25 protein-coding genes are annotated in these 23,911 nt (G+C 35.9%); 16 read left to right on the forward strand and 9 right to left on the reverse strand.

Annotated elements, in window-relative coordinates; all coding sequences use genetic code 11:
• Window positions 1-12: 12 nt before the first annotated feature.
• Window positions 13-1,542, reverse strand: a complete 1,530-nt coding sequence (locus SNE38_RS04165; RefSeq protein ID WP_336045904.1) for a glycine betaine uptake BCCT transporter — start codon at window positions 1,540-1,542, stop codon at window positions 13-15.
• A 209-nt stretch (window positions 1,543-1,751) separates the two neighbouring features.
• Here SNE38_RS04165 and SNE38_RS04170 point away from each other — a divergent pair, with 209 nt between their 5' ends.
• From SNE38_RS04170 to SNE38_RS04185, 4 genes are read left to right on the forward strand one after another with little or no spacing between them, the layout of a single operon-like run.
• Window positions 1,752-3,242 (forward strand): spore germination protein, encoded by a 1,491-nt coding sequence (locus SNE38_RS04170; protein WP_408022375.1) that lies wholly within the window; start codon window positions 1,752-1,754, stop codon window positions 3,240-3,242.
• Window positions 3,239-4,288 (forward strand): GerAB/ArcD/ProY family transporter, encoded by a 1,050-nt coding sequence (locus SNE38_RS04175; RefSeq protein ID WP_336045906.1) that lies wholly within the window; start codon window positions 3,239-3,241, stop codon window positions 4,286-4,288. Before SNE38_RS04170 ends, SNE38_RS04175 begins: the two co-directional genes overlap by 4 nt.
• Window positions 4,289-4,296: 8 nt before the next feature.
• Window positions 4,297-5,331, forward strand: coding sequence for a Ger(x)C family spore germination protein (locus SNE38_RS04180; protein WP_336046039.1), 1,035 nt, complete (start codon window positions 4,297-4,299; stop codon window positions 5,329-5,331).
• 21 nt (window positions 5,332-5,352) lie between these two features.
• Window positions 5,353-6,210: an MBL fold metallo-hydrolase gene (locus SNE38_RS04185; protein WP_336045907.1), complete on the forward strand. Its 858-nt coding sequence runs from the start codon at window positions 5,353-5,355 to the stop codon at window positions 6,208-6,210.
• A 45-nt stretch (window positions 6,211-6,255) separates the two neighbouring features.
• Here SNE38_RS04185 and SNE38_RS04190 read toward each other — a convergent pair whose 3' ends face one another.
• The 6 genes from SNE38_RS04190 to SNE38_RS04215 all read right to left on the reverse strand — a co-directional run bounded on the left by SNE38_RS04190 (window position 6,256) and on the right by SNE38_RS04215 (window position 9,875).
• Window positions 6,256-7,113: a manganese catalase family protein gene (locus SNE38_RS04190; protein ID WP_191703030.1), complete on the reverse strand. Its 858-nt coding sequence runs from the start codon at window positions 7,111-7,113 to the stop codon at window positions 6,256-6,258.
• A 146-nt stretch (window positions 7,114-7,259) separates the two neighbouring features.
• Window positions 7,260-7,508 carry a hypothetical protein gene (locus SNE38_RS04195; protein ID WP_336045908.1) on the reverse strand — a complete coding sequence of 83 codons (249 nt, stop codon included), beginning with the start codon at window positions 7,506-7,508 and terminating at the stop codon, window positions 7,260-7,262.
• The gene (locus tag SNE38_RS04200) at window positions 7,492-8,031 is read right to left on the reverse strand and encodes an RNA polymerase sigma factor (protein WP_336045909.1); all 540 of its coding nucleotides are present in this window, start codon (window positions 8,029-8,031) and stop codon (window positions 7,492-7,494) included. The genes SNE38_RS04195 and SNE38_RS04200 overlap by 17 nt, the downstream gene beginning before the upstream one ends.
• The gene (locus SNE38_RS04205) at window positions 8,015-8,398 is read right to left on the reverse strand and encodes a group-specific protein (RefSeq protein WP_336045910.1); all 384 of its coding nucleotides are present in this window, start codon (window positions 8,396-8,398) and stop codon (window positions 8,015-8,017) included. The genes SNE38_RS04200 and SNE38_RS04205 overlap by 17 nt, the downstream gene beginning before the upstream one ends.
• A gap of 5 nt (window positions 8,399-8,403) precedes the next feature.
• Window positions 8,404-9,162, reverse strand: a complete 759-nt coding sequence (locus SNE38_RS04210) for an ABC transporter permease (RefSeq protein WP_336045911.1) — start codon at window positions 9,160-9,162, stop codon at window positions 8,404-8,406.
• Window positions 9,159-9,875: an ABC transporter ATP-binding protein gene (locus SNE38_RS04215; protein WP_336045912.1), complete on the reverse strand. Its 717-nt coding sequence runs from the start codon at window positions 9,873-9,875 to the stop codon at window positions 9,159-9,161. Before SNE38_RS04215 ends, SNE38_RS04210 begins: the two co-directional genes overlap by 4 nt.
• A gap of 773 nt (window positions 9,876-10,648) precedes the next feature.
• Between SNE38_RS04215 and ccsB the strand changes: the two genes are divergently transcribed.
• The 11 genes from ccsB (at window position 10,649) to SNE38_RS04270 (ending at window position 21,315) form a co-directional block, all read left to right on the forward strand.
• On the forward strand, window positions 10,649-11,803 hold the full coding sequence (ccsB, locus tag SNE38_RS04220; protein ID WP_336045913.1) for a c-type cytochrome biogenesis protein CcsB: 1,155 nt from the start codon (window positions 10,649-10,651) through the stop codon (window positions 11,801-11,803).
• A 159-nt stretch (window positions 11,804-11,962) separates the two neighbouring features.
• The gene (locus SNE38_RS04225; RefSeq protein ID WP_336045914.1) at window positions 11,963-12,643 is read left to right on the forward strand and encodes a response regulator transcription factor; all 681 of its coding nucleotides are present in this window, start codon (window positions 11,963-11,965) and stop codon (window positions 12,641-12,643) included.
• Between the two features lie 69 nt (window positions 12,644-12,712).
• Window positions 12,713-13,606 carry an ATP-binding cassette domain-containing protein gene (locus SNE38_RS04230; protein WP_336045915.1) on the forward strand — a complete coding sequence of 298 codons (894 nt, stop codon included), beginning with the start codon at window positions 12,713-12,715 and terminating at the stop codon, window positions 13,604-13,606.
• Window positions 13,599-14,360 (forward strand): hypothetical protein, encoded by a 762-nt coding sequence (locus SNE38_RS04235; RefSeq protein WP_336045916.1) that lies wholly within the window; start codon window positions 13,599-13,601, stop codon window positions 14,358-14,360. Before SNE38_RS04230 ends, SNE38_RS04235 begins: the two co-directional genes overlap by 8 nt.
• Window positions 14,361-14,368: 8 nt before the next feature.
• A complete protein-coding gene (locus SNE38_RS04240) occupies window positions 14,369-15,271 on the forward strand; it encodes a sensor histidine kinase (protein ID WP_336045917.1) in 903 nt (300 codons plus the stop codon).
• A gap of 159 nt (window positions 15,272-15,430) precedes the next feature.
• Complete coding sequence (locus tag SNE38_RS04245) at window positions 15,431-17,428, forward strand: catalase (RefSeq protein ID WP_336045918.1); 1,998 nt, start codon at window positions 15,431-15,433, stop codon at window positions 17,426-17,428.
• A 484-nt stretch (window positions 17,429-17,912) separates the two neighbouring features.
• Entirely contained in the window at window positions 17,913-18,974 is a 1,062-nt protein-coding gene (locus tag SNE38_RS04250; RefSeq protein WP_336045919.1) for a YkvI family membrane protein, read from the forward strand.
• A gap of 194 nt (window positions 18,975-19,168) precedes the next feature.
• The gene (locus SNE38_RS04255; RefSeq protein ID WP_191703040.1) at window positions 19,169-19,546 is read left to right on the forward strand and encodes a GntR family transcriptional regulator; all 378 of its coding nucleotides are present in this window, start codon (window positions 19,169-19,171) and stop codon (window positions 19,544-19,546) included.
• Window positions 19,546-20,427 carry an ABC transporter ATP-binding protein gene (locus tag SNE38_RS04260; protein ID WP_191703041.1) on the forward strand — a complete coding sequence of 294 codons (882 nt, stop codon included), beginning with the start codon at window positions 19,546-19,548 and terminating at the stop codon, window positions 20,425-20,427. The genes SNE38_RS04255 and SNE38_RS04260 overlap by 1 nt, the downstream gene beginning before the upstream one ends.
• The gene (locus tag SNE38_RS04265; protein ID WP_191703042.1) at window positions 20,411-21,019 is read left to right on the forward strand and encodes an ABC-2 transporter permease; all 609 of its coding nucleotides are present in this window, start codon (window positions 20,411-20,413) and stop codon (window positions 21,017-21,019) included. The genes SNE38_RS04260 and SNE38_RS04265 overlap by 17 nt, the downstream gene beginning before the upstream one ends.
• 32 nt (window positions 21,020-21,051) lie before the next feature.
• Window positions 21,052-21,315, forward strand: coding sequence for a YfzA family protein (locus SNE38_RS04270; RefSeq protein ID WP_318247675.1), 264 nt, complete (start codon window positions 21,052-21,054; stop codon window positions 21,313-21,315).
• Window positions 21,316-21,519: 204 nt separating this feature from the next.
• Here the strand turns inward: SNE38_RS04270 and SNE38_RS04275 are convergent, their stop codons facing one another.
• Window positions 21,520-22,032, reverse strand: a complete 513-nt coding sequence (locus tag SNE38_RS04275; protein ID WP_191703043.1) for a hypothetical protein — start codon at window positions 22,030-22,032, stop codon at window positions 21,520-21,522.
• 171 nt (window positions 22,033-22,203) lie between these two features.
• Entirely contained in the window at window positions 22,204-22,542 is a 339-nt protein-coding gene (locus SNE38_RS04280) for a hypothetical protein (protein ID WP_336045920.1), read from the reverse strand.
• Window positions 22,543-22,900: 358 nt separating this feature from the next.
• Here SNE38_RS04280 and SNE38_RS04285 point away from each other — a divergent pair, with 358 nt between their 5' ends.
• Complete coding sequence (locus SNE38_RS04285) at window positions 22,901-23,881, forward strand: TAXI family TRAP transporter solute-binding subunit (protein WP_191703045.1); 981 nt, start codon at window positions 22,901-22,903, stop codon at window positions 23,879-23,881.
• Window positions 23,882-23,911 lie beyond the last annotated feature (30 nt).

Here is a 23,911-nt window from a genome sequence, read left to right on the forward strand (position 1 = left end):
ATTTTGCACACCCTATTTCTGTTGATCTGAGGGCGGCTGTTTTTTAGGTCGAATGTAAAGACCTAATTTTTGCCGTTCTTCCATTAACGATTTATATAAAGAAAGCATCATCAGTAAAATTATAAATGAAAATGGAAAGGCTACAATAATGGCTGCATTTTGAAGCGCAGCTAATCCTCCGGAAAACAGTAAACTAGCAGCGATAGCAGCTTGTAAAATACCCCAGATTAATTTGATTCGGAATGTTGGATTCATCGAGCCAAATGTTGTTTGCATACCGAGTACGAATGTAGCGGAATCCGCTGATGTGATAAAGAAAAAGGCAACTAATATTAATGCGATAATCGATAATATAAATCCGAAGGGCATATGGTCGAAAACTCCGAATAACAGCTGCTCTGTCGGTAAATCGATAATGCTTTGATCTTTAGAAATATATGTTTCAATAGCGGTTGTCCCAAAAGTAGCGAACCAGAAAAGACTGACAAGGGTTGGTGCTAAAATAACACCCATTAAAAACTCGCGAATTGTACGCCCTCTCGATATACGCGCAATAAATATACCGACAAATGGTGACCAGGACATCCACCATGCCCAATAGAAAATTGTCCATCCATCAATCCAAGCACGACTATCTGCATTTCCGGGTTCAGTACGTAGGCTCATATGCACAAAATTCTGCAAATAGCTACCTAGTCCTGACGTAAAATCATTCATTATTTTTACTGTTGGACCAATAAATAATGTTAATAATAATAAGGCTGCAGCTAAATAGATGTTCCAGTTACTTAATAGTTGAATCCCTTTATCCAGACCAGAAGAAGCTGAAACGATAAATAATATCGTTACGATAATAATAATAATTAATTGGACTGTAAAGCTTATCGGAATATCAAATAAAAAGGAAAGTCCGCCATTAATTTGCTGTGCACCTAAACCGAGTGTTGTCGCAACACCAATAACCGTAGCAAATACAGCAATAATATCAATAATATGACCTACTGGACCCTTTGTTTTTTCACCGAAGATAGGGAATAAAGTAGAGCTAATAAGGCCAGGCGCCCCTTTTCGGAAGTTTGAATAGGCCAATGCTAAAGCAACTACCCCATAAATTGCCCATGCTGAAATACCCCAATGGAAGAAAGTGAAACGGAAGGAATCTTTCAATGCTTGTTGAGAGCCTTCGGGAGCTATTGGTGAATTAATCGCAAAATGCGATAACGGCTCAGCAGCACCCCAGAATACTAAACCAATTCCCATACCTGCGCTAAAGAGCATAGCAAACCAGGAGACATTACTATAATCGGGTCTATCCGTTGATTTACCAAGCCGGATTGCACCCACAGGACTTAAAATTAAAAATATGCAAAAAGCAATAATAATCGCTACAACTAATAGATAGTACCAGCCAAAAGTGTCCGTAAGTAAATTTTGAATGTTGCTCGTTATTTTTTCCAATATATTTGGGGCTAAAACGCCTACTAATACGGCTATTAATGTAAGCGTTATTGAACTCCAAAAAACAATGCCTCTATTTTTCAATTATTGAACCCCCTTTTCTAGACCTAATAAATGTATAACCTTGTTATTAAAAAATAAACATCTTTAACTACAGCAATTATGAAATATTTAGTGATAAACCATCACTAGTTTATCTATCTTTCCCAACTTTAACAAAAATGAATAACTCTTTTAAAAATGTCCCATACTTTGTCAAAAAAGGGGGAGTCGTTTTGCTACAAACATTGGAAATGAAGCAAGAGATAAAACGACTAAATAAGGAGTTCCTCCATTCAGCAGATTTTGTAGTTAAAGAAATAAGGATTGGTCAAGTTGAAGAAGCAATTTTGTGTTATTATTCCTCCCTTGTAAATAAGGCAGACGTCGAACAAAATTTAATGAACCTTAGACAATTGAGTCAGCTAGCACAAGAAAATCTAGACAGTGTTCAAAATAATGGCAAAATAAATTCGAACGAATTAGAAAAAAGTGGAAATAACGCAATTCCAAAACAGCTTGTTAAAGATGATTCAATTACCATTACTACAGAAAAGTATAATCAGCAAAAACTAGTTGACTATGTATGCAACGGCGAGACAATAATCATTCTTATTCAATCCAACCAGATGATTAGAATAAACAATGCAGATTTTGCCCATAAAACACCTGAAGAGCCTGAAACAGAACAAATAATACGTGGCTCTCATGAAGGGTTTGTAGAGAATTTTGATACGAATGTGTCACTTATAAGAAAACGTATAAAAAATAATAAACTCGTTGTAAAAGAGGTTTTACTTGGTAAGGAGACAAAAACAACTGCTTACTACTTTTATGTAGAGGGTGTAGTTGATACAGAAGCACTTAAAACAGTTGAAAAACGATTAAGTGAAATTGAACTGGATATGTTTTATAGCATTGGACAGCTTAGTGACCAACTAGAGGATCAAGTGTGGTCTCCATTTCCTCAACTTTTAAATACAGAACGACCAGACCGTGTTGTAGCGAATATTTTAGAAGGCAAAATTGCGATTATGACTGATTTGTCTCCTACAGCACTTATTGGCCCTGTAACATTTTTTTCCTTTTACCAAACACCGGATGATTTTAACGCACGCGTATTAGTCGGTACATTTTATCGGTTAATGCGAATTTTCAGCTTTGTATCCGCCATATTTTTGCCAGCATTTTATATTGCCATTGTAAGCTTTCACTTTGAGGTACTACCACTCGAACTTGGTAACAAAGTAAAGTCAGATATCAACCAAATTCCATACAGGCCACTGATCGAGGCAATGATCATGGAAATAACGATTGAACTTATACGTGAGGCGAGTGTTCGACTCCCGAAATCTATTGGTCAGACAATCGGTATTGTTGGGGGACTTGTTATTGGCGACGCGATTGTAAGTGCGGGACTTGTATCAAATTTGATGGTTATTGTCGTTGCATTTACAGCAATTTCAAGCTTTGTAGTACCATCTGTCGAACTTAACACATCGATTCGAATGCTTCGTTTTCCTTTCATGTTTTTGGCTTCACTGTTCGGATTTTTCGGTATTGTAATTGGTACTTTTTTATTGGTTATTCATTTATTGAATTTGAGTTCATTAAAACGACCTTATTTTTCACCGATTATTCCATTCGAGCCAAAAGAATTAAAAAAGATTTTTCTTAGAGCACCTAATTATAAAGCAAAAAAACAGGCAACAAGCTTTTCTCCTAAAAAGGATGATAATACATGAGCATCCAATTGACGAAATTACAATTATTTTTATTAATGTTCGTAATGCAAACGGGGTTTGTATATACTTCCTTTCAAAATATAATAATCGAACACGGAAACCGTGATGCAACAATACAATTTATCATTATTTCGGTTATCTTTTTTTTGCAATTATTATTTTTTGAAAGAACACATAAATACTTCGTGCTAAATAGTTTTACAAAAACGCTGTATCTAATTTACTGGTCGTTATATGTTACTGTGTTCGTTATTTATATCACATATGTACTAACTTCATGGATATTTCCAAATACACCTACTATAGTACTTATTGCAATTTTTTTATCTGTTTGTTTTTATGCAAGTATTAGTAGACCAGAGACCGCAGTTAATATTGGTGTCGTGTTAATACCAATGCTCTTTTTGTTTTTAGTATTTATGTTTTTGACTATTCCAAATTTACATGCTACGAATTTATTGCCATTTTTTTATGACCGACAAGATACTTGGTGGATGGGGTTTATTTATGCGACATATGCATTTGGTGGTGCAGAAGTATTTGTAGTCCTTCGTAAATATTTAGTGAGTAATGATAAAATACCAAAAAAATCTCTTTTTCTTTATTTTTCGTTGCTAACTAGCTTTTATCTGTTATCTATTTCATTTTCATTGATGTACTTTTCATTAGAAGAGATAAAACTGATTCCTGAACCTATTTTATATATTCTGCATTCAGTAGAAGTAACATTTGCAAAGAGATTAGATATATTTTTTGTATATATATGGCTTTCTTGGTCGTTAGTTGCCATTGTCAATTACGCCCTCGTTATGCGATTAGTCTATTTTGAAAAAAAGCGCCGTTTACCCAGACTGCAGCAACTCATTTTTTTTGCAATCATCGGTATAACAGCTAACTTTCTTATAAAATTTTCAGTATTGGATTTTTTGAAAAATTATTTAGTTTATCTGAATATTATTTTTACATTTATTTTACCGGTACTTATTATTTTTGTTAATAAAATAAGGGGGCGAACTGTATCCGAATTAGAGAAATCATCCTCATAATTTCGCCAATAGCACTATTATTACTAACGGGATGTTGGGATGAGAGGCTATATAAAAATTCATCTGTTGTATCACTAACTGGGTTTGAAGGCACTATTGGTGACTTAACTGCATTTTATGCGTATCCAGAAGCAACTACAGAGGAAATGCAAACGATTATTATTACAGGTATTGGGATTTCACCACGGGATGTTCGGCAGGATGCAGAGCTAAAAGTAGAACAAACATTAGACTTATCAGTTTTATCAACTGTACTTATTTCGGAAGACTCTGCAAAAGATGATATATATGAATATTTGGATGGTTATTTCCGCGATCCTAATAGTCCGATAACTTCAAAATTAGCTATAATTCAAGGCGATTTAAAACCATTTTTTGAACTGAGTGAACAAAAGCAAACAACTGCAGGCGAGTATTATGAGCGATTTATTACAAGCTTGGAAGAAAATTCGTTAGTAATACCTTATACATTGCAAACAGCATGTGCAATACTATTTGAAAATGCGCAGGATTTAGCCTTGCCCTATTTAAAAATGGGGGAGGATGGTCGCCCAGTTTCCGATGGTTTAGCCCTGTTTTCCGGTCGTGCATTTACCGGAAGCACTTTAAACACAAATGAAGGGGTTATGTTGAATATATTAAATAATTCCCTTGGTTTTGCGACACGTATTAGTTATTTATATAAGGATAGTCCAGTAACAGTGCGAATTAATAAAACTAAAAGGAATCTCGATATTTCTGAAAATAAAATTGTAATAGATAAAAAACTGGAATTGATGGTCTCGGAATATCCCCAAGGTCATTTGAGTGATGACATTCAAAGGAAGGACCTCCAACAATTCCTTACTGAAAAAATTGAACAGGATATGAATGAAGTGATAAAAAAATTACAAGAAGCAAAGAGTGATGCGTTAGGGCTTGGGCGTGGTGTACGTGCTTTTCATCCTAAATACTTTAAGAAAGACTGGAATGAACATTTTTCAACTATGGATATATCCGTCAAATTAAGTGTAGAAATTGTTAAAACAGGTATATTAGAATAAAGGATTTTGGAGGGGATATTGATGGACAAAGATATGAGCTATGGTGATGATTATAAATTCATTCCTGCGACTACGAAACAGAGTGGTATAAGTATAGAGGTATTACCTGACTTGTATGTACACACAGTACAGATCGTAAATATCGTCTTTTATAGCTGCCCAAATAGCGATGATTTCGTGTTAATTGATGCGGGCATGCCGTACAGTTCAGAAGCCATCATCACAGCTGCTGAAAAAAGGTTTGGGGAAAATGCAAGACCGAAAGCGATCATTCTGACACATGGCCATTTCGATCATGTAGGTGCAGTCATCGAATTAGTAAGACATTGGAAAGTACCGGTTTATGCCCATTCTTTAGAATTACCTTATTTAACAGGGGAAATCGATTACCCTGAAGCAGATCCGAGTTCAGATAGTGGGCTAGTAGCAAAAATGTCGCCAATATTTCCAAATGAGGCGGTTAATCTAACAGGTTATATCGAGGAGCTGCCACTTGATGGAACGGTTCCATATATGGAAGGGTTTCAATGGATTCATACACCGGGTCATTCTCCGGGACATGTATCGTTATTTAGGGAAAGTGATGGTGCATTAATCGTAGGTGATGCCTTTGTGACGGTGAAGCAAGAATCGCTTTATAAAGTATTTACACAGGAAAAGGAAATCAATGGTCCGCCAAAGTATTTTACGACAGACTGGGCTTCGGCATCAGAATCAGTAAAAAAATTGGAAGCTTTGAAACCATCCCTTGCCATTACAGGTCACGGCTTACCGATGAGCGGTGAAGAATTAACGCAAAACTTAAAAAGGCTTGCAGATGATTTTAAAGAAATCGCAATCCCGAATAAAGGGAAGTATGTCAATAAAGAAAATGAGTGAAAAAGGCGTGTCCGATATTTTTTGGACACGCAGTTTTATTGGAAATTAATTATTCAAATCATATAACCCAGGGCTATGTTCATTTGGCATATCGGGCATTAGCGGTACTGGGAATCCTGCTGGCGGCGGTGTTACCTGATATGTTCCACCATTTCGGCTCGGAGATGTCCCTTGGAGAATTTCGCCGATTCGCGTCGGGTCCAGTCTAAAGTTGAATTGGGTATTATGATAGCCCATATCAACAAATTTTCGGCATTCCGGATACTTATTTATATCATAATTTGGAATCGGGAAGAGTTTTCCCCAATCCACACCTAATGTTTCGAGTGCTTTCGCAAAGGCATTTTGATGTGCATTATCACGCACGATTAAAAATGCTAGGGTCTCACGGAACGTCTGGTTTGAACTCATTTCGTAGATTCGCGTTTTCTGCAGCACACCTGTTGATTCCAATACAAGGTTATTCAGTAAATCTGCTGCGAGGTTACCGTGCGAGTATACCCATGAGCCGTTCCATGGATTACCGGCAGCATCTACTGGCAATGATGCCTGTGCACCGATAATGTAGTGATGGGGATTGGCATGTCGAACTGCATCATCTAATGGCGATTGATCCATACCATTATTACCTGGTGCACTCGACTCTCCTGAACCATTCAATAATTGATTAATTGTATTTTGAACAAGTTCCACATGGGCGATTTCCTCTAAAAAAATACCGCGAAGTAAATCCCGGAACTGTGTTTCTTTTCCTCTGAAATTGGAGCTTTGGAAGAAAAATTGCATCATTGTACGCATTTCGCCGTAATGTCCGCCTAAAATTTCCTGCAATACGCGGGCAGCTTCCGGGTCTGGTTTATCGGGCTTAATAATATTGATTAACTCTTCTTTGTAGTAATACATAATTCCCCTCGATTCATAAATATTTTCTTACTTTGCTATAAATATTATGGTCAAATAAAATGAAGGCATGCATTGACAAATATAATGATCAATAGAATTAAAAAAACAATATTTTCAATTTATAGGGAAATTGAAAATATTGTTGCTTAGTAAAGAAATAAAATTTGCAGCATGGCCAGAAATATTCCGCACGCTAATGGGAATAGCTTTAAAAATAGGTACCCATTTTTACCTTCTGACAGATCTGCTAAAGGGTCCTTGGCCGGGGAACCTAAATAACGGATAAAACGATTGAAAGGTGATTGTTTAACAGAAAGCTTTTTTGTTGGTACATCTACTTTGTAAGTGTCCAACAAGTTTGTGAGTTCTTCTTCGTTTTTAAAATCCTCTTTCATGTTGGAACGCCTCCTTTAATTCGATTTTCAAAACTTGAATGGCTTTGTGTAAACGGGATTTTACTGTACCTGTTGGAATACTTAAAATAAGTGCAATTTCTTCTAATGGTAAATCTTCATAATAGGCAAGTAAAATCACCGCACGTTGTTTGTCCGGGAGTTTTGCAATTGCCTGCTGAATCATAAGTTTATCATCCGTTTGCAGTGCTTTTTTAGGAATAGGAACTAAAAAAGGTAACAGCGTTTGCCAACGTTTTCTTCTATTTAACTTATTAATTAAATGACGATAGGCGATTTGAAATAAATATGACTTCACTGTACCAATGGATGCATTGTAATGCTGATGCTTCTTTTGCAAAATCTCAAATGCATCATGAACCGTATCGATACTAATTTGTTCTTCTTTCGTATAGCGGAATAAAAAGCAGTATAGAGGTTCATGGAGTCGTTCGTATAGTACACCTAATGCCTCTATATTACCCGTTTGAACCTGCTTCATCAGTTCTTCATTCGTCAATGTCATGGACTTCACCGATTTGAGCTTTAATACTTTTTAATGTAGAAGAAATTCTTGTTACTAAATAGGAAATCGTTACAATGACCCACGCTTGCGCCTGATTTGTAAAAAATTGAACGTATGGGTTTTCAACGGTTTCACCACCGAAAGTAAGCAGCATATTTAATGCTTGAACACAAAAGATGGTGTAAATGGCGAGTATAAGTGTCAGCGTATCAAATACATTCCAGCGTAAATAAATTTTCGTTTTTTTGTAGTTGATTTTGCCGTTTTCTTTAATGACATATTTTTTGTGGTAAGGAATCATGATACCAAGAATAATAACGATCCAGATGGCAGCCACGATAAGAGAAATAATAAATCCGATACCCATTTTGCTCAGTCCTGCCTTATATAAATTTGTTTTGCAAATATACTTAATACCATACAAAGAATTGTTAGTATAATACTATATTGATAAAGGGGTAACCATGTCTGGTCATTTAAATTTAACTGGAATTGCAATGTATCACTTAAATATAGCATCGGATTCCAAATTAAGTAAATATAATAATCCTGCGGTTGTTGCTCGTTAAGAGTTAAAAATAAGGATGTCATCGTAATGGAGAACATAAATACAAGCATAATAGGGACAAGCAAACTTTGTGCAACTTTCCCGTTTTTTACAACACCAGCTACGATAAAGCATAGGGGATAAATTGCGAGTAAAACAAAATTACAGATTAAAATGATGGAAATAAGAGCAGTTATGGATAGTGAAATAATGAAGGAATAGCCTGTCAATAAAAGTATTAACACTAAATTCATCATTAGAAAAACCCCTAAACCAATCCCAAGAAAATACCTTGCCGGTGAAATATTTGTTCGTTTAAGTAGATGAATTGTATTATTTGCCTTTAAATCTGCCAAATAAATCGTTGCACTTGAAAATGCAAAGGCAAACACTAAAAGCATAATTGAGATTGGGAAAAACTGACCTTTAATCATAAAGTCCAACGTTTCCGGACTACTTTTTATACTAATCGTACATATCCATGAACAAATAATAAATATAAAAGCAGGAAGCAAATTACCAAGAAATACACCAGTATTGCGAATCGATTCTAATATAAAGCTTTTAGCTACTTGAATGATCATTTAATCCGACCTCCTAATAATTGTCCTGTCACTCCAAAATAAACAGCTTCTAAACCTGAAAACGTAGGATTTTTATATTTCTCCACAAGCTCCTCTGTTGTACCGTGTTCGATAAATTGTCCATTGTGCATTATATAGACAAAATCAAATAACGCCTCCAGCCCTTTAATTTCGTGGCTAATAATAATCAAACATTTATTTTGAAGTTGTACTTGATTTTGCAGAAAGCCGAATAATTGCTTTTTCTTTTTCAAATCCAAATCTGCAAAAGGTTCATCTAAAAGAACGATTGGTTTGTTCATTAAAAATGCTAAGTACAGGGATAGGGCTTTTCGTTGTCCACCCGAAGTATTTTTAATTAATGTTTTTTCGTACTGGGCAATATCTAATATTTCGTAAAGATCTTTAATGTTTGAAGGCATTATAATCAGTTTTGTAAACAGCTCAATTACTTCCGTAACCTTTAAAAAAGGGTAACTTTCAAAAAACTGATATTGTAATGCGACTAAATTTGAGACATCTTCATGCTGGTTTCCATGGATAGACCCATGATCGATTTTTTCATCCCCAGCAATGCATTTTAATAATGTTGATTTTCCAGCACCATTATCACCGAGTAACAAGTAGCAATGGCCATACTGAAATGTTGATGAAATTCCTTTTAAAACAGAGTGGTTCTGATAGGATTTTTGAACTTTATCTAAAATTAACAAGATGATGCCCCCTTTAATTCTTTTCACTAACTATACAAATGGGGGACTGGAAAAGTTCATTTTTTATTTGAAAAATTTACAAGTTTTTTATAAATAATTTTTTTCTCTAAAAGTTCATAAACCCTGTGAATTACCTCATCACCATAACATGGGGAAGATATTCTAATAAAATTTCACTTGATTAATTGGTGGGCTACGGCAAGACAGCGCTAAAGCTATGTGGTACGTGTCTTTATCACATTTGGTCCCCTAAAATAAGGGGAGACTTTACCGTTATTTGAAGGATGTAGCTTATTTTTGAATAAATAAGGGAATGTTTTACCGTTATTTTAAATAAAATCCTGAAATTTCATGTTTTTTAGGTCAATAGCGGAAATTTATTCCCTTATTTTGACTATTTTTTATATTATTTTAAAAATAACGGAAATTCATTCCTCTATTTATCTCATTACGCAATTCAATCTGCCTCTCCCATCACCAACCACGCCATTTTAGGAACAAAAGCGCTTAAGTAAACGCTTCACCACTTTGGCGCTAGGGCACTGAAAAACTAGCGATTCTCAAAAAAACGTTGTAAATAACTTTGATTTTTCGAAATTAATTCACATGAAAGTCAGATTAAACTAGTCAAAATCTCTTGCTTCAACGCATTTTTCATGTAGTACAGAATGATTACCTATTAATTCACTTAAGAGGAACTAAATGGTAAAGGTGGCGTTAATAGTACCGAGGAGGTAACAAATCGTTGGAATAATAAATTATGAGGTGATTATATGAGATCAGATCAATTATTAAATGTAAGTAGTAACGTACTTCTATGGGGATTTGTATTATTATTGGTTGCAATAATACCACTCGGGCTTTCAGTAAAGTCGAACAAAAGGATATTTAGTTGGATAGGGCTGTTCCTAACGTATGTAGCATTTATATTAATGCTTTGCTATTTTATTACGAGATGGATTGCTGTAGATCATGCACCTGTAAGTAATATGTTTGAATTCATGACGTTTTTTGGAATCATGTTAGTTGGAGCATTTATTCTCACTTTTCATATGTACAAACAAGTTGTCGTTGGGTTATTTGTTATTCCGATTTCAATAATTATTATTGGATACGGTAGTGTGTTTACAAGTGATGTCTCACCATTGGTTCCTTCTTTAAAAAGTAATTGGCTTGCAATACATGTAATTACCGTTGCTTTATCGAGTGCCATTTTGTCAATCTCCTTTGCTACCGGTATTATTTATCTTTTAAAAGTGCTTGATGTATCCAAGAGAACAGTAAGTTCCCGTGCACTTGAATTTGTTATGTATTGTTTAGTTGTGGTCGTAGGGTTTATTAGTGCTTCCACAGTATTCGGTTTTATAATGGAGCCAGTAAGTGTAGCTTATATCGACGTTCAGGAACAGGAAAGTAAAGCAATTTATGAAATGTACCCAATCATTACAAATGAAAATAATCAAGGTGAAGGGATTATTACAATCTCAAATAAAATTGATGCTTTAAAGCTAAATTCAATTGCATGGGCTTTTTTAATTGGAACATTCATTTACATAATAATTCGTTTAATCACGAGAAAAAGTATCAGCATGTTATTAAAACCATTAACGACGCGTGTCAATGCAAATTTAATGGATGAAATCTCCTATCGAGTAGTTATAATTGGTTTCCCGCTATTTGCGTTAGGAGGACTACTCTTCGCGATGATATGGGCGCAAATCGCTTGGGGCAGATTTTGGGGATGGGATCCGAAAGAAGTGTGGGCACTTATTACATTCTTATTTTATACAGCAATGCTTCACTTGCGCTTATCAAAATCATGGGAAGGCGAAAAAACAGCATGGATGGCCATTATTGGATTTGGAATCATCGTCTTTAATCAGGTATTTGTTAACTTAGTCATTGCTGGGTTACATTCCTATGCTTAAAAACATTTTAAAACTTTGAGCTAGATTAATCTGTTCGTTATGCAAATTTGATTTATTATTTAAGTACTGCATATTTTGTGAAGGAATATATGAGTGAGTGAGACAAGGGGGGAAGAAAATTAAATGTGGGTAGTTCCAAAATAAAGGAGTGATTCTACAATGACAAATCTTTTAATTGTTGAAGATGTGGAAGATGTACATAAGATGCTCGTAGAATTATTTGAAACGGAAGGGTACAACGTGTACTCAGCATTTGACGGACTTGAGGCAAGTAAACAATTTCAGGCGCATGACATTGACATCGTGTTGCTTGATATTATGCTGCCGTATAAATCTGGCGATGAGCTTGTTAAGGAATTCCGTCAAACGTCGAACGTGCCGATTATGATGCTGTCGGCAAAAGACCTCGTGTCGACGAAAATTGATTTACTTCGCCTTGGTGCAGACGATTATTTAACGAAGCCATTTGATCTTGGCGAGGTGCTCGTGCGTGTGGAGGCGTTACTTCGTCGGGCTCAACCATCAATGGCCGTACATTCGCTTCAGTATGGTCCGCTCACAATGGACGATATGGCAAAGCGGGTAACAGTCGAGGGGAATGAAGTTACATTAACAGCGAAAGAATACGCGTTACTTAAACTTATGCTTGAGCAGCCGAGCAAAGTGTTCACGAAGGTGAATCTGTACGAGTCAGTATGGGGCGAGCCTTATTTTGGTGACGATGCGAGCATTAAAACACATATGAGCAATATTCGTCTAAAGCTAAAAGCTACCGCACCGTCAGCAGACCTCATTGAAACATTGCGCGGCATAGGCTATCGACTAAAAAAAACGACGTAAAATTGACTGAAACTTTACGTTAACTTTACCTTTCATCACTATAGTGAAATTATGAAAGGAATGAACGATATGAACACAACTATTTTAAAGGCAGAAAACATAACAAAGTGCTATAAACAACAGACTGTACTCGATAATGTCTCGATTACATGTGAAAAAGGGAAAATTTATGGTCTGATTGGAGTCAACGGGGCGGGAAAATCAACGCTCATGAAGTGTATTGTGGGGCTTACGTTCCCAACAGCAGGTGTCATTACGTTTGAGCCAAATACCCGAGTCGGCTGTATGATTGAAGCGCCGGCAATCGACCTTAGCTTATCGGCAAAGGACAATTTGAAGGCTCAGCGATTATTACTTGGCATTCCGAATGCAAACGTAGAAAGCGAGCTGCTTGAAACGGTCGGTTTAACAAATGCCGGAACGAAAAAAGCGAAGGATTTCTCGCTTGGTATGAAACAACGTTTAGGCATTGCACTGGCACTATTGCCAAACCCCGAGTTGCTTATTTTAGATGAGCCAATTAATGGGTTAGATCCAATCGGTGTTGTAGAAATTCGTCGGCTACTGAAAAAACTGTGCACAGAACGTGAAATGACGATTATCGTTTCAAGCCACAATTTACCGGAGCTTTACCAAACGGCGACGGACTATTTCATTATCCATCAAGGGCGCTTAGTGAAAAAGCTGACTTTAGAGCAACTGGACGAGGCATGCAAACAGGCGATTGTTATTCGCTCAACGAACACAGTACTTACGGTCAATGTACTTGAGCAGCAACTAGATGTTACGAATTTTAAAGTGATGCCTGACGAATCGGTAAAGGTGTATGAAGGGCTAGACCGTCTTGCTGAAATTTCGACGAAGCTTGTTGAAAACGGTGTTGGATTAACGTTTTACGGTATTCAAGGCGATACACTCGAAAACTATTTCCTATCACTAATTGGAGGTGGGCAGCATGTATAATTTAGTCCTGTCAAACCTCTTTAAAGGAATGAAGTCGCGTACGATACACAGTTTATTTTTTGTGAGCTGCCTATTTGCAGGGCTGACAATGTTTTTAACTAACGGTGTTGCGAACGGAAAAATAGCGGGTGAAATTGCCAACCTTACTTTTTTATTTTCGGATGCGAGTATGCTTGCTATTTTAGGGGCAATACTAGCGACGGCACTGATTGGTTCTGAGTTTGATGCAAAACTATTTCATCATAGTATTGTAGCGGGGTATTCTCGTTTACAAATCGTTACTGCTAAAGCCCTGACATACTGGCTATTTTTAGTTGTCATTATTAGCCCGTATGCGATTTTTAACATTGCAGCAATTTTATTAGATTGGTCTGTCGATATAGGGATGCCGACAGCCGGTTTTTTATTCATTTGCAATATGAATGAAACGGTCGGTTCGAAACTATTATTGATTGCTGTGATGACTGTAATCTATGTTGGACAATTATCGTTAGCCATACTATTAGCATTTACGTTAAAGCGTGCATTACTTATTATTCCTGTATTCTATATTGTGTCAGCGTTAACGGGGCAAGTATCTATATATAAGGACTCATTGCCAGTATTAAACGTATTATCAGTCACGCCGTTTAGCGGAAAATTTATTGCGTTATCATCTGATCACACTGTGCAAGCCATCTTTGTTTCGCTATTATTTATGGTAGTAATCGTCGTTGTCACGTTTTTGATGTTTAGAAAAGTAGAAATAAAGTAGGTGTTTTCATGCTTTGGGTGCTGGGCACAATAGTTTTAATATTAGTTGGATATATTATTGCATTGCGCCGCCAAGTACGTGCAGTCAATGAGCAATTGATGGCGCGGGTATCGTCGGATGTGATGAGACCAGTACAGTTGCAACTTTTTGATGCGCAGTTAAATACGCTGGTCGCACAATTGAACGATTTGCTGGCAAAGGAGCAAACTTCACGTCGGATTAGCCGTGAGGAGCAACAATATTATAAGGAAATGATTTCGAACATTTCGCATGATTTTCGTACACCCGTTACGGCAATAAAAGGCTACCAGCAGCTTTTATTAAAGGATAATTTGTCTCTTGTTCAACGCGAAAAATTGCTTATTGCACAAAGTCATGTAACAAATTTAGAACGCTTATTAGAAACGTTTTTTGAATATTCTTATTTACTTAGTCAACGAGATGAGCCGGTGTATGCGCCGGTACGTCTAGATGTGATCATAGAGGAGTTCATTGCCGGACTTTACACGCAGTTTGAGGAGAAGGGTATCACGGTGGAAGTTGTGGGAAATGATGAGGAACTTTTATTGCACAGTGATGAAGGCATGCTTCGCCGTATTATTCAAAACTTGCTCCAAAACGCACTGCAGCATAGTGCATATGATGTACGTGTCCACTTTTGGCAGGACGACATATATTCTTATGTGAGCGTTGGAAATCGTATTGATGATGTGGCTGCGTATTCACCCGAGCAGCTTTTCGAGCGTTTTTATACGAAAGACCAAGCACGCCGTAAAAGCAGTGGGCTAGGCTTGTCAATCGTGCGCCTGTTAAGTGAGCGTCTAGGTGGGAGTGCAGTCGCTACTATCAGTGGTGATGTACTGACATTTACAGTGAAAATATTAAATGAAGAAAAAACAGCGACCTCATAGGGAGCGCTGTTTTTTTATGTAATCTTGTTATAAATATTTCAAATGTTACGTTTATATTTCATGAGACTATAATTTTTCGAAACAGGGTAGAAAAGTAGTAGAGATGGTTGAGAACCATCTATCTTATTAACTTGCTATTTTGTATGAGGAGGATTTTAAGTGGAAAACAATAACAATAAAAAAGTCGATCAATTGAAACAATTTACTACAAAAGATGAAGGTCAGCCGCTAACTACGAACCATGGATTGAAGTTAACGAATGATGAGCATTCCTTAACAATAGGCGAGCGCGGTCCTACTATAATGGAGGATTTTCATTTCCGCGAAAAAATGACGCATTTCGACCATGAGCGTATTCCGGAGCGTGTCGTACATGCGAGAGGTTCAGGTGCACATGGTGTATTTGAAAGCTATGGCGATGCCTCAGATATTACAATGGCTCATTTCTTAGGAGAGAAAGGTCGACAAACACCTGTATTTGTTCGTTTCTCGACAGTAGCAGGATCAAGGGGTTCAGCAGAAACTGTTCGCGATGTGCGAGGATTTGCAACGAAATTTTATACAGAAGAAGGAAATTATGATTTAGTCGGAAATAATATTCCCGTTTTCTTCATTCAAGATGCGATTAAATTCCCTGATTTCGTACATGCTGTAAAACCGGAGCCACATAATGAAATTCCTCAAGCGCAAAGTGCACATGATACATTTTGGGATTTTGTTGTAAATAATGAGGAAACGGCGCATATGACTATGTGGCATATGTCTGACCGTGCAATACCAAAAAGCTACCGCCAAATGGAAGGGTTTGGGGTAAACACATTCCGTTTTGTTAACGCAAATGGAGAAGCTCATTTCGTAAAATTCCATTGGAAGCCTGTACAAGGCATGGAATCTTTAGTGTGGGATGAAGCACAAAAAATCGCAGGTAAAGACCCTGATTTCCACCGTCGTGACCTGTTTGACCAAATCGAAGCAGGCAACTACCCTGAATATGAGCTAGCAGTACAGTTAATTCCACAGGCTGACGAGTTCAAATTTGATTTTGATATTTTGGATCCAACAAAGATTTGGCCAGAAGAGCTTATTCCTCTTCGAAAGCTTGGGAAAATGACATTAAATCGCAATGTTGATAATTTCTTTGCTGAAACGGAACAAATTGCATTCCATGTTGGTCACGTTGTTCCGGGAATTGATTTTTCAAATGACCCATTGTTACAAGGGCGTTTATTCTCTTATACAGATACACAGCTTATCCGTTTAGGTGGACCGAACTTCCATGAGCTACCGATAAACCGTCCAGTATGCCCATTCCATAACAATCAGCGTGATGGCTACGGTCGTATGACGATCAATAAAGGACGTGTTGCTTATGGAAGAAATGGATTACAAAATGATACACCGCATGTAGTAGATCAAAAAGACGGTGGCTATGCTCATTATCAGGAAAAAATTGAAGGTCGTAAAGTACGCGCGCGAAGCTTATCATTTGAAGATCATTATTCTCAGGCCCGTCAATTCTGGTTAAGCCAAACGCCTGTAGAACAGCAGCATATTATTGATGCCTTCTGTTTTGAATTAGGAAAAGTGGAAACAATTGAAATCCGTAAAGCTGCAGTAGATATGTTTGCACGAGTAGACCGTGCGATGGCTGAACAAATTGCACAGCGAATTGGTGTATCCGCGCCGGATGCGTCAATCGAGCAGGTAGCGGACTTGCCACCATCAGATGCTGTGAGTATATTAAAAAACCAAGTACCGATTTTAAAGACAAGAAAGGTCGGTATTATTGTCGACACAAACAGTAATGTGGATGATCTTATTCAAAGTTTGGAAAATGAAGGGGTTATTGTTGAGTTGATTAGTGATAAACAAGGCATGATCAATAATCGTGAAATTGACCATACATTAGATACGGCAGACCCTGTTCTTTACGATGGGCTATTTGTGGCAGCAAGCTTTACAGATGTAGTACAAAACCGTAAAGTACAAAGATTTGCAGATGAAATATTCAATCATTATAAAACACTAGGCTATATTGCATTTGAAAGTATGGATAAATTGTATGCAAATGCACCGGGTGTTGTAACAGCGCCTGATGAATTTATCAATGCTTTAAAAATGGGCCGCCATTTTGACCGTACAGATGCAACGGGATAATTTTTATATAATAAAACAAGTAGCATAAAGTTCAAAAAGGCATTTATCTCATTGAGAAAAATGCCTTTTTGTTGCACATAAAATATTATTTTCAACGTTTATTTTGAATGAAGAAAACTTCACCTTACTTTTTTATTATTAAATTGCTAGTTTACTAGAGTATGATATTATGAATGGGTATAAAACCCAATATGAAAGTACCATGACAAAGAGAATTAGCGGATTATTTGAACATTAACAAGAGCTTGTATGAGTAAAAGGAAAGGGGGAATTTATGCAGTAACTAGAATAGAAACTATAGTTGTATTAGAGCTGAGGTCGTTATTACCAAGGCAGAACGTTTATTTATATATTATCACAGGATAGCATTTTAATGGATGAATCATGTTAATATGGATTCTGAAATCTTATATGAGGAATAACCTAAGTTATCTTTTTTATACATACTGAACCGTAGTTATACAAAAAAAGGGGAGTGAGGCGTTTGAAAAATATATTAAAAATTGGAAGCGCATTTATTGGTGTGATAGTGGGTGCAGGGTTCGCTTCAGGACAAGAAATACTGCAATACTTTACGAGCTTCGGAACACTCGGGATATTCGGAGCAATTTTATCAACTGTACTTTTTTCAGGCATTGGTATGCTTTTAGTATGGCTGGGCAGTTATACTAAAACGACATCACATAAAGATGTTATTTACAGAATTAGCGGGCGTTATCTTGGAACTGTAATCGATTTAATTCTTATTTTTACGTTGTTTGGCGTAGGGGTCGTTATGCTTGCCGGGGCAGGTTCAAACTTAAACCAACAGTTTGGATTACCGGTCTTTGTAGGTACGACCCTTATGACGATACTCGTACTATTAACAGGATTTTTAAAGGTAAATCGGGTTGTTTCCATTATTGGAAGCATTACGCCGATTCTCGTTATTTTTGTTATATTTATTGCGATTTACAGTTTTTTAACGATGAATGGAACTTTTACATCGTTAAACGACGTAGCGCAAGCAACACCGACTACTTTGCCAAACTGGTTTATTTCCAGTATTAATTACGTTTCATTCAATATTGCTGTTGGAGCTTCGATGTCAATTGTTATGGGCGGGGCTGAAAAAAGTCCAAAAACAGCAGCGCTCGGTGGATTATTGGGTGGACTTGTTTTAGGAATACTGATTCTCTTAATCCATTTAGCTATTTTCTCGAAAATCGAAGAAGTTGGCACTTTGGACATGCCAATGCTTGGGATAGTTAGTAATTTATCGCCAACACTAGGTATTGTCATGTCATTAGTTATCTTTGCAATGATTTATAATACAGCGGTTGGAATGTTCTTTTCTTTCTCAGCTCGTTTTGCAGAATCAGGAACACAGGAATTTAAAATATTCTTCTTCATTACAATGACTGTTGGCTATTTAGCAAGTTATGTAGGATTTACTGGACTAGTTAGTTATTTTTATCCTCTAATTGGTTATTTGGGGATTATCCTGATTGTAGTGTTAGTGGCTGCTCCGTTTATTATTAAGAGACAAAGTGCAAAAAATCAATAAATGTAAAGATGGCTCAATAAATTAGTAGAAAACATAGAGTAGATATTTTATAAACCCGTTCATAAACTTGAGCGGGTTTTTTTGTGTTTGAAAAAGATGTTTTTATTTTTTTTGAAAGATTTAATTGACAATAAATGGGGGAATTATGTATATTGTATATAAAGTATATATACAATATGAATTGAGGACAAAGCATGCAAATTTTAATCGCTCACAATTCGAAAGAACCGATTTACGAGCAAATCTTTCATCAAATTAAGAAAAGTATTTTGGCAAACGAACTTCCTGCGGGCTATGCGTTACCTTCTATGCGCAATATGGCAAAAGATTTAGAGGTCAGTGTGATTACGACAAAGCGCGCCTATGAAGAGTTGGAAAAGGCCGGATTAATTTACTCTGTTGTCGGGAAGGGCTCCTTTGTTTCGGAGCAAAATATCGAAATGATTATTGAAAGAAAACAAAAAGTAATTGAAGAACAGCTGAGTCAGGCCATAAAAAACAGCAAGGAAATCGGTTTAAGTTTAGATGAACTAAAAGAAATTATGACACTGTTATATGAGGAGATGGATTAATGGAATCAATTATTCAATTTACAAACGTAAATAAAGCATTCAATGATTTTGCGATTAAGAACCTTACTTTTGAGATAAAAAAAGGATTTGTAACGGGCTTTGTTGGGGCAAATGGAACAGGGAAATCTACGGCGATTAAGCTGCTTATGAATTTACTGCAGCCTGACAGTGGGGAAGTAAAGGTTTTCGGCTTAAATTATAAAGATCATGAAAAAGTAATCAAACAGAAAATTGGTTTCGTCTATGATGATCATGTGTTTTATGAACATCTTACTTTGCAGGAAATGAAGAATTTAATTCAGCCAGTATATACACAATGGGACGACGAGCTTTTTTATAAATATGTTGAACAATTCCAATTACCTTTAAAAAAGAAAAAGTTAAAAACCTTCTCTAAAGGGATGATGATGAAAGCCTCACTGGCAATTGCTTTGTCCCATCACGCAGAACTAATAATTATGGATGAACCGACAGCAGGATTGGATCCGGTGTTCAGACGTGAGTTTTTAAATTTATTGCATGAAATTGTGCAGGATGGTGAAAAAACGATTTTCTTTTCTACTCATATCACGTCAGATTTAGATCGGATTGCAGATTATATCGTCTTCCTGCACAATGGGGAACTAATATTTATGCATGAATTTTATACGATTGCAGAAAAATATGTGCTCGTTAAAGGTGGGTTGGATTTACTTGATCCGGACACTGAGAAAGAATTTATTGCGATTCGAAAAACTAAAATGGGATTTGAAGGTTTGTCATCTAATAAAGGGCGAGTCATGCAATTATTTGGAGACTTAGCTTTATACGAAACAGCAACATTGGAAGATATTATGTTCTATACAAAGAAAGGCGGGGAGAAGGGTGTATCAATTAGTTAAGAAAGATTTAATCATTCATAAAAAAATGCTGATGTTTATGTTTCTTGTTTTGCTTATTTATATGTACATCGATATTCCGATTATTTTTCTAGGTCTATTATTTTCCATGACATTGACATTAAACCTATTTTCAACGGATGAAAAGCGACATGCGCAAATGTTATTAAGCTCATTACCTTTTACGCGTAAAGAAATTGTTAGTTCAAAATACATTTCAGCGATACTTTTTATTTTATTGATAGTATTGGCGATAACTGGTGGTAGCTTATTATTTCAACAAGTGTTACCAAACGGGTTTCATTTATTAATGATTGCAATCGGATCGTTATTTGTCGTTTCTTTTATGTATCCAGTTGCCTATAAATTTACTAGTAAATATGTGAACATCACATTCTTTACATGCTTCGGACTTTATTTGGCAATAATTATGTTTTTCATCCCTAATTTAAATGATCAGATTCGGGAAACTTTCACCAAAATAATGAATTTAGGTGAATCGCAGCTTATTTTATATGCTGGCCTTATCTTGGTGATTACGTACATTCTATCCTGGTTATTATCAATTCGAATTTATGAAAAGAAAGTGTTTTAAAAATCCCTTTAGGAGGAGTTTTTATAAAACTAATAAGAAAACAGTGGTTACTTCCTATTTTTGCTTTTATATTATTACAAGTGGTTTTTATATTAATGGAGTTTACAGGCTGGATTCCTCGTTTAAGAGAAATAGACGGGAATTTATTTGGTACCATTACAGATACCCCGCTGTTTAAAGGGTGGTTTAACTTTTACGATACGCCGTTCTTTAACCTGTTCACCGTCTTTTTTGGAGTGCTCGTTATTATAAATATCATAGTCAGTTTATTATTAAAAAAAATAAAGGTTTTTTAATACAATTAATCAAGCTTCCAAACCATTTATAAAGGTAAATGCCTAAAGTAGCGCATTTTCCTTTTTCTAATTTATAAGATTTCAAAATTAGTTCGGCTTTCATTTTCATATTTCGAAGCTATCGCCTGTTCGTACAATGCTGTGTTATGCTCCCCATTAGCTAGACAGATTGAAAGTAGCATTTTGGGACGTTATTTTGAAATACTACAAGTTTAATATTTCATCTATAATCTGTTTCAACCCATCATTCAAACCTAATAAATTATGATATTTCTCCGTTACAAAAACATAACTATGATTTGTACTTTCAGGTGAAAAGATATAGTCGAATTCTTTAATTTCCGTGGCAAATTCTTTATCAACGAATACCTCTGTACTATCTTCTATTTTGTATATATTTACTTTATATCGAATTGTATTATCATTTAAATACTCGATAACATATGTGGATTCCTTATTTAATAGTTTTTTTTCAGATTTTTTTAATTCAAAAAAGGGCGGGTCATATATATTAACCATATCGTTAAAAAAATCATCGTTCTGAGTATATTCAAATATTTGTTTATCTGTTTCGCTATCTTTTACGATGATTAAATCGACTGAGGATATGTTATTTAAAATTCCCCCTATGTAATTCACTTTGTTTTGCTCACTCCAAATAGAAAAAATTACTCCCCCAAAAACAAAAAAGGCTATTAAGAATATCCATTTCTTCATATGACACCCCCAATAACAGTTATTTAATATATATTCAATTTATTATTTAAAATACCTTTAGAACATTCCCAAAGTGAATTTTGGGCAAATTTTAAATACTTATTGCACCTAAAGATCGGTAGTTTAATAAGAAAAGCGATGCTTATAAAAAAATCGAGCTCGATTGCTAATTTACATCTTTGATATTCCATAGATAAAAATACAAAGTAATAAACTGATAATGGTTAAGCCAGCAACTGGAATAGCAAAAACTTTATTGTTTTTAAATTCATAGATTGCTGTAATTGCACCTGCGACGCATAATACTAACCATACTGGTATAAACACAGCATCCGCAATATTTGTTGGTAAAAGAGCGTAACCACTAACTAAGTAAAATACCCAATGAAAAACCAACAGTCCTACTATTACATAAGAAAATTTTCGAGGTGGGTTTCCTTTTTGAACTTTTCTAACAGCTATAAATACAGGAATGAAAAACGTTAAAAATGCAATAATGCCAACAACCATTAAAAATATTAATGAAATTCCAATGATGAACACTCCCTATCACAATACCTGATTGTGTAATCTGACTTATTTTACAATAAAAGGTTGCATCCCCCGATTATTGAATACAAGTAAAACAAGTACTAAACCGACGTTTGATAACATTTGTAGTGCTCGATTTTTTAAATCCCATAATTACTGTTTTCTCCCCAATATCCAGATATCACGATGAAGAAGTTAGAATTTTTAATAAATAGGAGATATGCGCTGAATTTAGCATTTATTCGTAATTTTTAGAATAAATTGTAATATGAGGGTTTTCTTTTTTGTTCTGAATAGCTAAACTAGCAGTATAGTATAAAAAATAAGGAGGAATTTCATGAAGAAAAAATTAATTTTAGCTTCTGCTTTATCATTATCATTGGCACTTGCTGCTTGTAATGGGAATGATGACAAAGAAAATGGGGGAACTGACGCAACTGAAGGTTTGGAAACAAATATCGTAACAATTGCAACAGGTGGTGCGAGTGGTCCTTATAATATCATCGGTACAACGCTTGCTGATCAATACGTTAAAGAGTTTGATGTAAACTCTCGTACGCAAACAACGGGCGCTTCTGTGGAAAACATTAATTTATTGGAACAAGGGAAAGCAGAAATGGCATTTGTCATGAGTGACGCTTTGTCGCAAGCAGTCAATGGAGAAGTAAGTTTTAAAGAACCTATTAAAAATGTATCTCAAATCGCAACATTGTATCCGAACGTCGTACAGATTATCACGAAAGAAGGATCGGGAATTAAAACAATTGAAGATTTAAAAGGAAAACGCATAGCTGTTGGAGATCAAAACTCAGGTGTAGAAATTAATGCCCGCGTATTACTGAATGGGCACGGGATTACATATGAGGATGTGAAAGTGGACTACTTAGGATATGCGGAAGCAGCGGATGGCTTAAAAGCTGGAACAATTGATGCAGCTTTTTTAACGAGTGGTTTACCAAATGCTTCTGTCATGGAGTTAGCTGAAACAACAGGTATCCAATTAGTATCAGTAAACGCTGATAAAGTAGCAGAAATTGCAAAAGAACATCCGTACTTTATTTCGTATGATATCGCAGTAGATACGTACAAAAATGAAGAAGCGATTACAACAGCGGCTGTGCCAAACGCTCTGGTTGTTCGTACGGATATGAGTGAAGATGATGTATATGATTTAACGAAGAAATTCTTTGAAAGTATACCTACTCTTCAAAATTCACATCAAGCTGCAAATGATATTACATTAGATGCTGCACAAGAAAGCGTAGTGGCACCAATTCACCCAGGTGCACAACGTTATTATGATGAGCAAAAGAAGTAAGAGCTTTACAATCGGAGGAGCGGTAGTAAT

Origin of the sequence: Solibacillus ferritrahens, assembly GCF_037027585.1 — a bacterium.
Classification (GTDB): domain Bacteria; phylum Bacillota; class Bacilli; order Bacillales_A; family Planococcaceae; genus Solibacillus; species Solibacillus ferritrahens.

Bases quoted from the DNA above. Each gene is read 5' to 3' on its own strand.
- SNE38_RS04170 (WP_408022375.1), top strand. From the start codon at position 1,752: ATGAAGCAAGAGATAAAACGACTAAATAAGGAGTTCCTCCATTCAGCA.
- SNE38_RS04175 (WP_336045906.1), top strand. From the start codon at position 3,239: ATGAGCATCCAATTGACGAAATTACAATTATTTTTATTAATGTTCGTA.
- SNE38_RS04185 (WP_336045907.1), top strand. From the start codon at position 5,353: ATGGACAAAGATATGAGCTATGGTGATGATTATAAATTCATTCCTGCG.
- SNE38_RS04190 (WP_191703030.1), bottom strand. From the start codon at position 7,113: ATGTATTACTACAAAGAAGAGTTAATCAATATTATTAAGCCCGATAAA.
- SNE38_RS04195 (WP_336045908.1), bottom strand. From the start codon at position 7,508: ATGAAAGAGGATTTTAAAAACGAAGAAGAACTCACAAACTTGTTGGAC.
- SNE38_RS04200 (WP_336045909.1), bottom strand. From the start codon at position 8,031: ATGACATTGACGAATGAAGAACTGATGAAGCAGGTTCAAACGGGTAAT.
- SNE38_RS04205 (WP_336045910.1), bottom strand. From the start codon at position 8,398: ATGGGTATCGGATTTATTATTTCTCTTATCGTGGCTGCCATCTGGATC.
- SNE38_RS04210 (WP_336045911.1), bottom strand. From the start codon at position 9,162: ATGATCATTCAAGTAGCTAAAAGCTTTATATTAGAATCGATTCGCAAT.
- ccsB (WP_336045913.1), top strand. From the start codon at position 10,649: ATGAGATCAGATCAATTATTAAATGTAAGTAGTAACGTACTTCTATGG.
- SNE38_RS04225 (WP_336045914.1), top strand. From the start codon at position 11,963: ATGACAAATCTTTTAATTGTTGAAGATGTGGAAGATGTACATAAGATG.
- SNE38_RS04230 (WP_336045915.1), top strand. From the start codon at position 12,713: ATGAACACAACTATTTTAAAGGCAGAAAACATAACAAAGTGCTATAAA.
- SNE38_RS04235 (WP_336045916.1), top strand. From the start codon at position 13,599: ATGTATAATTTAGTCCTGTCAAACCTCTTTAAAGGAATGAAGTCGCGT.
- SNE38_RS04240 (WP_336045917.1), top strand. From the start codon at position 14,369: ATGCTTTGGGTGCTGGGCACAATAGTTTTAATATTAGTTGGATATATT.
- SNE38_RS04255 (WP_191703040.1), top strand. From the start codon at position 19,169: ATGCAAATTTTAATCGCTCACAATTCGAAAGAACCGATTTACGAGCAA.
- SNE38_RS04260 (WP_191703041.1), top strand. From the start codon at position 19,546: ATGGAATCAATTATTCAATTTACAAACGTAAATAAAGCATTCAATGAT.
- SNE38_RS04275 (WP_191703043.1), bottom strand. From the start codon at position 22,032: ATGAAGAAATGGATATTCTTAATAGCCTTTTTTGTTTTTGGGGGAGTA.
- SNE38_RS04280 (WP_336045920.1), bottom strand. From the start codon at position 22,542: ATGGTTGTTGGCATTATTGCATTTTTAACGTTTTTCATTCCTGTATTT.
- SNE38_RS04285 (WP_191703045.1), top strand. From the start codon at position 22,901: ATGAAGAAAAAATTAATTTTAGCTTCTGCTTTATCATTATCATTGGCA.